General features: G+C 65.5%; 14 protein-coding genes. 9 read left to right on the forward strand and 5 right to left on the reverse strand.

Annotated elements, in window-relative coordinates; genetic code table 11:
* Nucleotides 1-5: 5 nt before the first annotated feature.
* Nucleotides 6-470 carry an NUDIX domain-containing protein gene (locus MLD63_RS10715; protein WP_255329894.1) on the reverse strand — a complete coding sequence of 155 codons (465 nt, stop codon included), beginning with the start codon at nucleotides 468-470 and terminating at the stop codon, nucleotides 6-8.
* A 273-nt stretch (nucleotides 471-743) separates the two neighbouring features.
* Here MLD63_RS10715 and hslO point away from each other — a divergent pair, with 273 nt between their 5' ends.
* From hslO to MLD63_RS10745, 6 genes are all read left to right on the forward strand, one after another.
* Nucleotides 744-1,757, forward strand: a complete 1,014-nt coding sequence (hslO, locus tag MLD63_RS10720) for an Hsp33 family molecular chaperone HslO (RefSeq protein WP_255329895.1) — start codon at nucleotides 744-746, stop codon at nucleotides 1,755-1,757.
* Nucleotides 1,754-2,374: an NUDIX hydrolase gene (locus tag MLD63_RS10725; RefSeq protein WP_255329896.1), complete on the forward strand. Its 621-nt coding sequence runs from the start codon at nucleotides 1,754-1,756 to the stop codon at nucleotides 2,372-2,374. The genes hslO and MLD63_RS10725 overlap by 4 nt, the downstream gene beginning before the upstream one ends.
* A complete protein-coding gene (locus MLD63_RS10730; protein WP_255329897.1) occupies nucleotides 2,371-3,528 on the forward strand; it encodes a CCA tRNA nucleotidyltransferase in 1,158 nt (385 codons plus the stop codon). The genes MLD63_RS10725 and MLD63_RS10730 overlap by 4 nt, the downstream gene beginning before the upstream one ends.
* A complete protein-coding gene (locus MLD63_RS10735) occupies nucleotides 3,525-5,399 on the forward strand; it encodes an ABC transporter ATP-binding protein (protein WP_255329898.1) in 1,875 nt (624 codons plus the stop codon). Before MLD63_RS10730 ends, MLD63_RS10735 begins: the two co-directional genes overlap by 4 nt.
* Entirely contained in the window at nucleotides 5,396-6,607 is a 1,212-nt protein-coding gene (locus MLD63_RS10740; protein WP_255329899.1) for a class I SAM-dependent RNA methyltransferase, read from the forward strand. Before MLD63_RS10735 ends, MLD63_RS10740 begins: the two co-directional genes overlap by 4 nt.
* 72 nt (nucleotides 6,608-6,679) lie before the next feature.
* Nucleotides 6,680-7,195, forward strand: coding sequence for a L,D-transpeptidase family protein (locus tag MLD63_RS10745; protein WP_439957650.1), 516 nt, complete (start codon nucleotides 6,680-6,682; stop codon nucleotides 7,193-7,195).
* Between the two features lie 72 nt (nucleotides 7,196-7,267).
* On the opposite strand, the gene dalA is transcribed toward MLD63_RS10745, so the two are convergent.
* Entirely contained in the window at nucleotides 7,268-7,786 is a 519-nt protein-coding gene (gene dalA / locus MLD63_RS10750; protein WP_255329900.1) for a divisome-associated lipoprotein DalA, read from the reverse strand.
* 261 nt (nucleotides 7,787-8,047) lie between these two features.
* Here dalA and MLD63_RS10755 point away from each other — a divergent pair, with 261 nt between their 5' ends.
* The gene (locus MLD63_RS10755) at nucleotides 8,048-8,707 is read left to right on the forward strand and encodes a L,D-transpeptidase (protein ID WP_255329901.1); all 660 of its coding nucleotides are present in this window, start codon (nucleotides 8,048-8,050) and stop codon (nucleotides 8,705-8,707) included.
* A gap of 55 nt (nucleotides 8,708-8,762) precedes the next feature.
* Here the strand turns inward: MLD63_RS10755 and MLD63_RS10760 are convergent, their stop codons facing one another.
* The 3 genes from MLD63_RS10760 to MLD63_RS10770 all read right to left on the reverse strand — a co-directional run bounded on the left by MLD63_RS10760 (nucleotide 8,763) and on the right by MLD63_RS10770 (nucleotide 11,303).
* Nucleotides 8,763-9,314: a hypothetical protein gene (locus MLD63_RS10760; protein WP_255329902.1), complete on the reverse strand. Its 552-nt coding sequence runs from the start codon at nucleotides 9,312-9,314 to the stop codon at nucleotides 8,763-8,765.
* 103 nt (nucleotides 9,315-9,417) lie between these two features.
* Nucleotides 9,418-10,467 carry a ferrochelatase gene (hemH, locus tag MLD63_RS10765; RefSeq protein ID WP_255329903.1) on the reverse strand — a complete coding sequence of 350 codons (1,050 nt, stop codon included), beginning with the start codon at nucleotides 10,465-10,467 and terminating at the stop codon, nucleotides 9,418-9,420.
* The gene (locus tag MLD63_RS10770; RefSeq protein WP_255329904.1) at nucleotides 10,464-11,303 is read right to left on the reverse strand and encodes a methyltransferase domain-containing protein; all 840 of its coding nucleotides are present in this window, start codon (nucleotides 11,301-11,303) and stop codon (nucleotides 10,464-10,466) included. The genes hemH and MLD63_RS10770 overlap by 4 nt, the downstream gene beginning before the upstream one ends.
* Before the next feature lie 31 nt (nucleotides 11,304-11,334).
* Between MLD63_RS10770 and MLD63_RS10775 the strand changes: the two genes are divergently transcribed.
* Both MLD63_RS10775 and grxC read left to right on the forward strand, forming a co-directional pair.
* Nucleotides 11,335-12,069: a double zinc ribbon domain-containing protein gene (locus tag MLD63_RS10775; RefSeq protein ID WP_255329905.1), complete on the forward strand. Its 735-nt coding sequence runs from the start codon at nucleotides 11,335-11,337 to the stop codon at nucleotides 12,067-12,069.
* Nucleotides 12,070-12,102: 33 nt separating this feature from the next.
* Complete coding sequence (gene grxC / locus MLD63_RS10780) at nucleotides 12,103-12,366, forward strand: glutaredoxin 3 (RefSeq protein ID WP_255329906.1); 264 nt, start codon at nucleotides 12,103-12,105, stop codon at nucleotides 12,364-12,366.
* Nucleotides 12,367-12,385: the final 19 nt, after the last annotated feature.

The raw sequence follows: 12,385 nt of genomic DNA on the forward strand, positions 1-12,385 counted from the left end.
TCAAGTCACCAACGCTCCTGCGCCAATCGCGAGCGGCGGCGAAGCCGAAGGCGCAGAAAATCCCGGGCGCCGGTCTCATCCACCGCGTCAGGCAGATCCTTCAACAAGACCCATTCCGGCATGTGCAACGGCTCAATCGGGTCGGCGCGCCTGAACAGAGGTCGCGCGATCCAGACATGGCACAGCTTCTCGGCCCAGAACCCGTAATCGGGCATGAAGGTGAAGCGGCGATAGACACCGATGCGGCGCGGCGCGCCAATGTTCCATCCCGTTTCCTCGAACACCTCTCGGGCAAGCGCGCGTGGCGGGCTTTCACCGGGATCGATGCCGCCGCCGGGCAGTTGCAATTCGTCGTCGTCACTGCGCCGGGTCAGCAGCGCCCGCCCCTCGCGGATCAGCAGCCCGTAGGCGCCCGGCCGCAGGCGATAGGCACGTCCCGGCTCGGGTGGCTGGCCGAATCGCGGGATCATTCGAAACCTCCGTAACGCGTTGCCGGTTCTAGCCCGTGATGCCGAACGCCGCATCCCCGCATTCGTCCTCGACGCGCCAGCATCGCAATCCCGCTACTCGCAGCCGAAGCGGACGATCGCCTGCCCAAGTGCATCTTTCAAAGGCGTCGTTTCTTGCACGCCAGCGCCTGCCCGACGCGGCCCTTGGGATCGTCGTGCGATGGCCTATATTGGGGGCAACCATGCGACGGCTGGCTCCGGCTGGCCCGCGCGCATCGAAATCAAGGATCCGACATGAGCAAGATCAACCAGATCGCATGGGACGATACCGTCCTTCCCTTCCAACTCGACCGCTCCGCAATTCGGGGCCGGGTTGCGCGGCTGGACGGCGTCCTTGACCATATCCTGTCGCGCCACGATTACCCGCCCGCCGTCAGCGCGCTGGTGGCCGAGGTCGCGCTGCTGGCCGCGTTGACCGGCCCCACGATCAAACTGCGCTGGAAGCTCAGCCTGCAGGTGCGCGGTAACGGCGCGGTACGAACCATCGCGGCCGATTACTATGCGCCGACGCGTGATGGTGAGCCTGCGCGCATCCGGGCCTGGGCCAGCTTCGATGCCGAGCGGCTGGACGATCGCCCCGCCTTCGAACAGATCGGCGAGGGCTACTTCGCCATCCTGATCGACCAGGGACCTGGGACCACGCCCTATCAGGGCATCACCCCGTTGGCGGGCGGATCTTTGTCGGCCTGCGCCCAGACCTATTTCGCGCAGTCCGAGCAGTTGCCGACGCGGTTCGCGCTCGCCTATGGCCGCTCGCATGTGCCGGGACAACCCGAGCAATGGCGCGCCGGCGGCACGATGCTGCAGACGCTACCCAAGGATCCTGCCGTCTCGGGTGACGGTGGCAGCGGTGAGGGCGGGCTGATCGAGGCGGCCGACATCCTGCAGGGGGCTGAATCCGAGGACTGGAACCGCGCCAACCACCTGCTTGACACGGTCGAGACGATGGAACTGATCGGCCCCTCGGTTGCACCAACCGACCTGCTGATCCGTCTCTTTCACGAGGAGACGCCGCGTGTCTTTGATCCGCAGCGGGTCGAGTTCGGCTGTTCCTGCACGTCCGACCGCGTGCGCGACACGCTGTCGATCTACAGCCAGAAGGACATCGGCCATATGACCACGGATGAGGGGATCGTGACCGCCGACTGTCAGTTCTGCGGCGCGCATTATGAGTTCGATCCAAAAAGCCTCGGCTTCGAGGCTACGGTGGACGCCGACGGCAACGCCATCGACAAGGCGGCAGAGTGAGCCTTGACGCGCAACGCGGACGGGCGGCCCTGACTTGGTCGCCCGATCGGCTGGTAAAGGCGCTGGCCGAACCTGCACAGCCAACGTCCGATTTCGACCTGAACCCCGGTCAGACGCCGCCCGTCGCAAGCTTGCGTCCGGCGGGCGTTCTGATCGCGTTTCACGAGGATGACGGCCGATTGGTGTTGACCAAGCGCGCCTCGGGACTGCGTCACCATCCCGGCCAGATCGCGCTTCCTGGCGGAAAGGTCGATCCAATCGACACCGACGAGACCGCAGCCGCCCTGCGAGAAGCGCATGAAGAGGTCGGGCTCCCATCGGCGCAGGTCGAGGTTCTGGGCCTGATGCCCGCGCACCGCACCGTCACCGGCTTTGCGATCACCCCGGTCGTTGCGGTGATCCGCGGTCCATTCACTCCCGTCGCAGAGCCGGGCGAGGTCGAGGAAGTGTTCACCCTGCCCTACGACCATGTCTGCGATCCGACGAAATACAGGGTCGAAGGTCGGATCTGGCGCGGTGTGACGCGCCGCTACCATGTTGCGCCCCTAGGCCCCTATTACCTGTGGGGGGCGACGGCGCGTATTCTGCTGCAACTCGCCTCACGGATCCCCGAATGACCCGGGTCGACGCGGATTTCCTGCATGACCCCGCGCTCGCGGCGGTGCTCGACGCGCTGGAGGCCGGCGGCGCGCGGACGCTGATTGTAGGCGGTGCGGTCCGCAATGCGCTTCTGGGCGAGGCGGTGGGGGACGTTGATCTGGCGACCGATGCGCCTCCCGAACAGGTCGTGGCGCTGGCCGAAAAGGCCGGACTGAAGGCCGTCCCGACCGGCATCGAACACGGCACGGTCACGCTGGTGTCCGACAAACGCGGCTTTGAGGTCACGACGTTCCGTCGCGACGTGGAAACCGATGGCCGTCACGCCAAGGTGGCCTTCAGCACCTCGGTCGAGGAAGACGCGCAGCGCCGCGACTTCACCATGAACGCGCTTTACGCCACCCGCGAGGGGGAGGTGATCGATCCCGTCGGCGGGCTGGATGACCTGCGCGCGCGCCGACTGCGCTTCGTTGGCGACCCTGAAGCGCGAATCGAGGAGGATTACCTTCGCATCCTGCGCTTTTTCCGGTTCCTCGCATGGTACGGACGCGAGGCGGAGCCTGTTGCCGTTGCGGCCTGCACGGCGATGGCCGACGGGTTGGAGCAGATCTCGCGCGAGAGGGTCGGCGCGGAAATGCGCAAGCTTCTCGCTGCGCCCGACCCGGGTCCGGCGCTATCCTTGATGGAAGAGACCGGCGTTCTGGCGCGTGTCCTGCCCGGCGCGGATGTCGCCCCACTCCGCGCGCTGAGTGCTTTCGAAGACGCCCCGTCGTGGCAGCGTCGGCTGGCCGCGCTCGGCGTCCATGATCCGACGTCGGCTCTGCGCTTGTCCAAGGACGAAGCCCGTCATCAGATGCGCCTGACCGAAGCCCTCTCCGAAGACTGGTCGCTGAGCGAGGCAGGATATCGGCTGAGCGCGGCACAGGCGCGAGACTACGCGTTGATCCGTCGTGCACATGGGTATGATCTGCCGGACGATTGGACCGCGCGGCTGGACCACGCCGCGAGCGCACGGCTTCCGATTACCGCGGCCGATCTGCAACCTGATCTGCAAGGTCCGGCCCTGGGCCGCGGACTGCGGGCCGCAGAAGCGGCCTGGATCGCGGGCGACTTCGCCATGCCGGCGCCCGCACTGATAGATGTGGCCTTGCTGGCCGGAAAGGCCCAACCATGAGCCTGCACCGTCGCCTGGCCGCAATGGTCGATGCCTTTCGTCCCGCGGACGGCCCGCCGCCGCGCACGCTGATGGCTTTTTTCGGTTGGTGCCTGTCAGGTGCGTGGGGTGGCTTGTCCGTCGCGGGGATCACGTCAGCCCTTGCCGGGGTCAGTGATGTCGTGACAGCGGTCCTTCTGGGCGCGGTTGTCGATGCAGTCTCGGGCGGCAGCCCGACTGACGGCTGGGGCACCCAAGCGGGGCTGATCGCGCTATTTCTGGGCTTCTTCCTGATCGTGAGGCCGCTGGTCTTCGGCGCCTCGACCGCATCATCGAGCGTGATCGTCGGGCCGAACATCCTGCCGCTGGTCCTGTCGCGGCTGCATCGCTGGACGATGGGACAATCGGTCACCTTCTTCGACAACGACTTTGCCGGACGGCTGGCGCAGAAGCAGATGCAGACGGCGCGCGCCGTCACCGATGTCGCGACCGAGATGGTCAACGTCGTCGCCTTCGCATTGGCCTCCATCATCGGGTCGGCCGCGTTCCTGCTGTCAGTCGACGGGTGGGGTGCGCTTGCGCTGGTCGTCTGGCTTGCCGCCTATTTCGGGCTGATCCGGTTCTTCCTGCCCAGGATCCGCACACGCTCGGCCTCTCGCGCTTCGGCCCGTGCGATGGTCACGGGTCAGGTCGTCGACACGATCACCAACATCAAGACCGTCAAGCTGTTCGCACACCAGGATCACGAGGATCGTGCAGCCTTGGGTGCGATGGCGGGCTTTCGCGAACGCGCGCTGGATTTCGGCGTCGTCAGCAGTTGGTTTCGCTTTTCGCTGATGTTCGTCGCGGGCGTTCTGCCGGTGATCCTGATCGGCGGGACCGTGCTGTTATGGCGCCAGGGTGCGGCGACGCCCGGTGACGTCGCTGCCGCCGGCGCCATCTCGATGCGCCTGTCGCAGATGACCGGGTGGGTCAGCATGGCGCTGATGGGCATGTGGGGCAGCGTTGGTGAGGTCGAGGACGGAATGCACACGCTGTCGCCCCCGCACGCGCTGATCGATGCGCCGAATGCCAGCGAGATGACGCGTGTTTCCGGTCGCATCGACTTTGATGACGTCAGCTTTGCCTACGGCCGCCGCTCGGGTGGCCTGAGCGATTTGGATCTGCACATCGCGGTGGGCGAGAAGGTGGGCATCGTCGGTGCCTCGGGTGCGGGCAAGTCGACACTGGTCGCGTTGCTGCTGCGGCTCTACGATGTCGAGCGCGGCGCGATCAGGATCGACGGTCAGGACATTCGCGAGGTGACGCAGGAAAGCCTGCGCCATCAGATCGCGATGGTCACGCAGGAAACCGCGATGTTCAATCGCTCGGCACGCGACAACATCCTCTATGGTCGTCCCGACGCGTCGCAGGATGAAATCGAGGCGGCAGCCCGTGCGGCGGAAGCGCATGAGTTCATCCTGGGGCTTGAGGACTACGCCGATCGCGAAGGATACGAGGCGCATCTGGGCGAACGCGGCGTGAAGCTGTCGGGTGGACAGCGTCAGCGGATCGCCCTGGCCCGAGCCTTTCTGAAGGACGCGCCGATCCTTGTGCTGGACGAAGCCACCAGCGCGCTCGACAGCGAGGTCGAGGCCCAGGTGCAGGAGGCCCTGACCCGTGCGATGCAGGGCAAGACGGTGCTGGCGATCGCGCACCGGCTGTCCACGATCGCCGAACTGGACCGGATCATCGTGCTGGAGCAGGGTCGCATCGCCGAAGCCGGCACGCATGAAGAGCTATTGGCGCAGGACGGGCTCTACGCCCGCTACTGGAACCGGCAATCCGGCGGCTTCCTGGGGCTGGACGAGGACGAGGACGCGACCGGGGTGGCGTCCAACGCGGCGGAATGAGCGAGACGCTGCGGATCGAGCGGCTGGACCGCCGCGGCAACGGGGTTGCCAGGGTGTCTGACAGAACCGTCCGGTTGCCGATGACGCTGCCGGGAGAATTGGTCGAGGCCACCGATAGCGGTGTCCGTGTCCTCGAACCGTCGCCCGACAGGGTTCGCCCGCCCTGCCCCCACTTCCGTCAATGCGGCGGGTGCGCGCTGATGCATGCCAGCGACGAGGTGGTTGCCGCCTGGAAGCGCGGGCTGCTCGAAAGTGCGCTTGCGGCTCAAGGACTTCCGGCCCCGATCGAGGGAATACACACGTCACCGCCGCGCTCGCGGCGACGCGCGGTCCTGTCGGGACGGCGCACCAAGAAGGGCGCGCTGGTGGGTTTTCACGCCCGCGCCTCCGACGTGATCGTCGATGTCGTCGATTGCCACGTCATCCGACCTGAAATCCAGGCGGCACTGCCGTTGCTGCGCCGCATCGTGGCAAAGGGTGGATCACGCAGCGCCGAAGTGACGCTGACGGTGATTCACGGCCCCGCAGGGCTGGATGTGACCGCGACCGGCGGCAAGCCGATGGACCCCGCACTGTTTTCGACGCTGGCAGCGCTGGCTGCGGAGGGTGACCTGGCGCGGCTGACCTGGAACGGTGAGGCGATCACAAGGCGGCCGCCCGCGCTGCCAATAGGCCCCGCGCAAGTGATACCGCCGGCCGGCGCTTTTCTGCAGGCGACCGTCGAGGGCGAGGCGGCACTTCTGGGCTGCGTTGATGAGTTCACACAAGGCGCCCGGCGGATCGCCGACCTGTATGCCGGGATCGGGACGTTCACGCTGCCGCTGTCGCGCCGGGCAGAGGTCCACGCTGTCGAGGGATTGTCCGCGCCTCTGGCCGCTCTCGACGCCGGATGGCGCGGGGCGGCGGGTCTTCGGCGGGTCACGACTGAGATTCGCGATCTGGCGCGCCGACCACTGCTTGCCGACGAACTCACGGGCCTTGACGCAATCGTGATCGACCCGCCCCGCGCCGGGGCGGAGGCGCAGGCGCGCGAGATCGCGGCCTCCGCGGCGCCTGTCGTGGCCTTCGTCGCCTGCGAACCAGTTGGTTTTGCACGTGATGCGAGAATTCTGTGCGATAATGGCTATGATCTGACGCGACTTTTCGTGATCGATCAGTTCCGCTGGGCAGCCCATGTCGAGATCGCGGCAGAATTCCGCCGACGCTAGCGCGGTATGCGTCCTTATGGTATTTCTCAGCCCAACGATAACGCGCTCGCAGCGCGATTCTTTGAGGCAGTGATGATCCGAGCAACCCGCACATTCGTGGCGCTGATGGGGCTGGCCGTTCTGGTCGCCTGTTCCCCTGCGCCGAAACAGAACAAGTTTGTCAGCTACAGCGGCCCCGCCGTGACCCAGATCGTGGTCAACAAGGGCGCGCGGCGCATGCACCTGCTGCATGGCACGACGGTGCTGAAATCCTACGACATCGATCTTGGCAATGAGCCAGTTGGCGCCAAGCGCTATTCGGGCGACGGACGCACGCCCGAAGGGATCTATTTCATCGACCGCTTCAACCCGCGCAGCGCCTATCACCTGTCGGTGGGCGTCAGCTACCCGGACGTCAACGACAAGCTGCGCGCGCAGCTGGTTGGGATGGACCCGGGCGGCGACATCTTCATTCACGGCAAGGGTCCCTACGGCAAGGCCGCGAACCGCAAGGACTGGACCGCCGGCTGCATTGCGGTCGAGGATGAAGAGATCGAGGAAATCTACGCGATGCTGACCACCGGCGTGCCGATCGTCATCAATCCCTGATTTGCCGGAGACGGAAACGAAAAGACCCCGACCGCAAGGCCGGGGTCTTTTCAGTTGTGCGGGCCTTTGGTTTCAGCCGCCGGTGACGAGCGTCCACCAGATCTTCTTTGACGGTTCCTGATACCAGCCAAACCCCAGATCGCGAGCGGACGGGTCCATCACCACGTCGCGGGTATCGCGAGCCTGCATCCAGGCCGACAACGTCTGGATGTCGTTCTCATAACTTTCCGAGATGTTTTCACCCAGGACGCCGCCGTAATAGCCCTGGCGCTGCGCCCGGTCCGCAGGTGACGAGCCGTCCGAGCCCCAGTGCCACGCGCGGTTCTGCGCGGCCATGTCACGCGAATGCGCGACCGCCGCGGCCGAAAGCTGCGGGCTGAGGTTCAGCGGCGCAGCCCCGACATTGGCGCGCAGCGTGTTGATCTGCCCCAGCATGCGCACGGGGATCTGCTGGCTCTCTGCCGCATCGATCGTGTAGGCGACCGGGATCGCCTGACCGTCGGCCGCGACAGGCGGGGGTGCCGTGCGCACCGCGCAGGCCGAAAGCGCCATCGCAGAGACCAGCGCGAGCGCGGTGATTTTGAAGCTCATGAAGGACTGCCCCATTCTTGTTCTGGTTTTGCGCGCGATTTAGCGCGCGCCCGATCGCTCTTCAAACGCAAGAATGCGTGAAGCGGCAGGAATGCCACACCGATTTACCCACCCTGACCGGATTGACATGACTTTTGATTTGATCGCGCCGGGGATCGGTCATAATCGCAACCCGTGAGGCAGCAAAAAGGCGCCGACGCCCGATTCTCGGCGAACGGCCCGACCATAGATCCGCGCATATCCGATCCAAGGACAGGCAAGATGAGCAAAGTCAATTTGAATCGCAGGGGCTTTCTTGCCTCTGCCGCCGCGATGGGTGCCGCAGGCCTTGCCCTGCCCGCCTTCGGCCAGGCCATCGATCCCTACACCGGCCAACCGCTTTACGGCGCAGCGCCGGGCGCCGTGCCGGGTGCCACGCCAGATGCGGGCGCGGTGCAGTACGACGCGCAGCAGGACAGCCGCCGGAACACGTCGTCCTTCGTCATGCACGACTGGCGGCCCTACTTCGATAATCTGACCAATGGGGCGATCCTGGTCGACATCACCTCGCGCTACGTGACCTACTGGTCCGAGGACGGACAGACGGTCAAACGCTATCCCAGTTCGATCCCGGTGAGCGAGGACCTGACCAAGCGGGGCCGCACCGAGGTGATCCGCAAGGTCGAAGGGCCGAGCTGGTCGCCCACGCCCGAAATGAAGCAGCGCAATCCGGAATGGCCGGACTTCGTTCCGCCGGGTCCTGACAATCCGCTTGGCACGCATGCGCTGTATCTGTCGTGGCAGTACTACCGGATCCATGGCACGCACGACACGCGCAAGATTGGCCGCAAATCGTCGAACGGCTGCATCGGGCTCTACAATGAGCATATCGCGCAGCTGTTCCAATTGGCGAATGTCGGCACGCAGGTTCTGCTGATTTAGGACGGCGAAGGCCGCCCCGATTGCGGGGCGGCCTCTCATTCGACTCGATGTGTAATCAATACCGCGTGCGAGAACGCTCGCGTGCCGGGAGATCGCCGGCTTCCTCGAACGCACCTGAAGGGGCCGTGTTGCGTTCGGTCTCTTCCAGGTTCTTCCCGCCCTGATCCGCCTCGGGGTCGTTCGGATGGATCGCGCCGCCATCTTCCTTCATCGACGATTCAGAATGGCTGTTCTCTTTCAGCTCCATCGCCTTTTCGGCGAGATCCTTCTGCGAGGTGCCGTCGTCGCTCGATGCGCGGCGGTCGCGTTCTTCGCTCGCGCGCGTCAGCGCCTGATCGAGGTAGTCGAGCTTGGTCAGCGTGCCGCTGTTGCCGGAAGCGGCGGTGGCACCTGATGGCGCAGCCTTGCCCCGCGCCTCGCGCGCCTGACGGTCACCCCGGTCACGCGCCTTGTTGCGGCGTGACCGCAAACGCGAGATCAGATCCGACAGATCGCGGTCCGACAACTTTCCCAGACCAGGCTGCCGGGCCTGATCGGCCATCTGAAGCTCGTCCTGATCGAGAGCGCGCTTTTCCTCGGGGCCTGCGGGGCTGTCTGGCTTGGTCATCGAAATCTCCTGCGTTGCACGCACAGGAAACGCAGCGCGCAAAGCGATGTTCCGACGAACGAACACCGGCCGCTAAACGGACACGTGAAGCACCGTTCCGAGCCTAGACCCAACCCCCAAGATTGTCGCGGATCACATTCATCATCACGTCGATATGGGCCGGGTCGTCGTTCAGGCACGGGATGTAGGTGAAGGTCTCGCCGCCAGCATGTTCGAAGCTTTCGCGGATCTCGCCGTTGATCTCTTCCAGCGTCTCGATGCAATCGGCGGCAAAGGCGGGCGAGATCACCGCGATGTCGGTATGTCCCTGTCGCGCCAGATCGGCCACGTGGTCGACGGTATAGGGTTTCAGCCATTCCTCTCGCCCGAAGACCGACTGGAAGGTCGTGTCGATCACGCCCTCGGGCCAGCCCAATCTTTCGCGCAGCAGCCGCGATGTCTTCTGACACTGGCAATGATAGGGATCGCCCTGCATCAGGTAGCGCTGCGGCATGCCGTGATAGCTCGCGACCAGCTTCGCGGGCACCTTGCCCTCCAGCTTGCGCTCGACCGAAGCCGCCAGCGCGTCGATGTAATCGGGCCTGTCGAAATAGGGCTCGGCGGTGCGGACGGCGGGCTGCCACGTCTGTTCCATCAGGGCCCGGAACAACTGGTCATTGGCGGTGGCAGAGGTGGCGCCTGCATATTGCGGATAAAGCGGCAGGAACACGATGCGCCGACACCCGGCCTTGACCATCCGGTCCAGCACCTCGGAGGTCGAGGGCTTGCCGTAGCGCATGCAGAAGTCGACCATCACCCGGTCGCCCCATTCCGCCTGAGCCTTTTCGCGAAGGGCCGCGGTCTGGTCGCGGGTGATCGTCATCAGCGGGCTTTCGCCCTTCTCTTCGTTCCAGATCGTCTTGTAGTTGGCACCGGAACTGAACGGGCGCTTGGTCAGGATGATCCCCTGCAGGATCGGCTGCCATTTCCAGCGCGGCAGGTCGATGACCCGGCGATCGGACAGGAATTCGTTCAGGTAGCGCCGCATCGACCAGTAGTCCGTGCCTTCGGGCGTGCCGAGATTGGCGATCAGGATACCGGTCAGCGGGGTCTTCACCGTCGGATGGGCGGAGGGCTTAACCGAAGGATTGTCGGCCTGTCTCAGGTCTTTCATGGCGTCTTTCCGATCTGGTTCAGCGCATCGGCGAGCGCCATCTTGGCCGAGCCCGGGCGCAACGGCTTGGGCTGGCTGTCCGAAGGTGCCCAGCCGGTCAGGAAGGCAAGCTCGAAACTGGCTTGGATGCGCGCGGGTTCCGACGCGTCGGGGAAACGTTCGGCATAAAGCCCGGCCGCTCGTGCGAACACGGCGCGGTCGGTGGGTCGGCGAAGGCGTCCGGCAAGCGCGTTCTGCTCTCCCATCGCGCGCAGATCCTGCGCAAGGTGGATAAGATTGCGGTAGCTGGCCGGCACCGGCAGGATGTCGGCGACTGGCAGCGCCAAGGCCCCTCGCGCTAGAAGCCCGCCAAGATCGCGCAGATCGCCCATGGGCAGGACCCGCGGTGAAAGCCCGCCCGTGATCTCGCTTTCCGCCTGCGCCATCACGGCCCGAAGCTCGTGCAGCGTCTGTCCAGCAGGCAATATGGCGAGAAACAGACCGTCGGGACGCAGCGCACGGGCGCACTGGACGATCTGACCGACCGGATCATCGGCCCAGTGCAGGGCCATCGCGTGAACGACCAGATCCAGCGAACCGGGCGCAAGGACCAGTATGTCGTCATCGGCGATGCTGCGGGCGCCGGGCAGCAGTGCGGACCAGAGATCGGGAAAGCCGCTGACGACAGCGATATCGGTAAAGGTTCTGTTAATCTCCGCCAGCCTATCGTGGATCTCATCGGCAGCGATTCGATGAAGCACATCGGCCATCCCCGTGCGGACCGCCCGCATGCGGTGTCTGGCCAGCGCAGTGCGGTCGGTCAGGGCGGGTCGCGAGGCAGGCGAGGGACTTTGCATGGGGCTGCACCATAGGATCGTTCGAAGCGCGATGAAAGGCGCCTTGCGGATCGTGTATCCGCCACAATGCTTGGCCTGCGGCGGCGGCGTGGCCGAGGATGGTTCGCTATGTCCGGATTGCTGGCGCGAAACGGAATTCGTCACGCGACCGGCTTGCACCCGCTGCGGTGTGCCGTTGCCCGGCGACGGCTTGCATGAGGCTGAAAGTCATGCAGAGGGCGATCTGTGCGACGACTGCATCTTGATCCCGAGGCCCTGGCAGCATGGCCGTGCAGCGATGGTCTATGCGGGAACGGCGCGGCGGCTGGTGCTGGCACTGAAGCACGGGGACCGCCCTGATCTCGCTCCGCCGCTGGCGGCGTGGCTGGCACGCGCAGCCGCACCGCTGGTGCAGCCGGGGACGATCGTGGTGCCTGTGCCCGTGCATTGGCGACGGATGCTGAAGCGCCGCTACAATCAGGCAGAGCTTCTGTCGCGGCACCTGGCGCTTCACCACGGTCTGCTTCACCTGCCTGACGCGCTGAAGCGCATCGCGGGTCGGCCCGGCCAAGATCATCGCAACCTGACCGAGCGGTTCGAGAACGTCGCCGGCACCATCGTTGCAAACCCGCGGCGCGCCGCCCTACTGCAAGACAAGTCGGTGCTTCTCGTCGATGACGTGATGGCGTCAGGCGCGACACTTGCAGCCTCGGCGGAGGCGCTGGCGCTGGCAGGTGCCGCGTCGGTTTCAGTCTGCGTGCTGGCAAGGGCGGCCAAGGATCACTAGATTGGTCGGGACCCGAACCATCAGGACCCTACCATGCCAGAGATCGAGATTTACGCCACCCGCACCTGTCCGTTCTGCGTCGCCGCCCGCGCGCTTCTGGATCGCAAGTCCGCATCCTATTCCGTCATCGATGTCGGTGCCGACCCCGAGCGCCGGGCCGAGATGATGCAGCGCGCAGGTGGGCGCCGCACGGTGCCTCAGATCTTCATCGACGGGCACCATGTCGGCGGCAACGACGACCTGCAGGCGTTGGACCGCGCCGGCAAGCTCGACCCGATGCTGCGCGCGGCGGGCTGAGGGCGGATGGCACCCGACG

The sequence above is a fragment of the Paracoccus albicereus genome (assembly GCF_024359525.1).
Lineage (GTDB): Bacteria > Pseudomonadota > Alphaproteobacteria > Rhodobacterales > Rhodobacteraceae > Paracoccus > Paracoccus albicereus.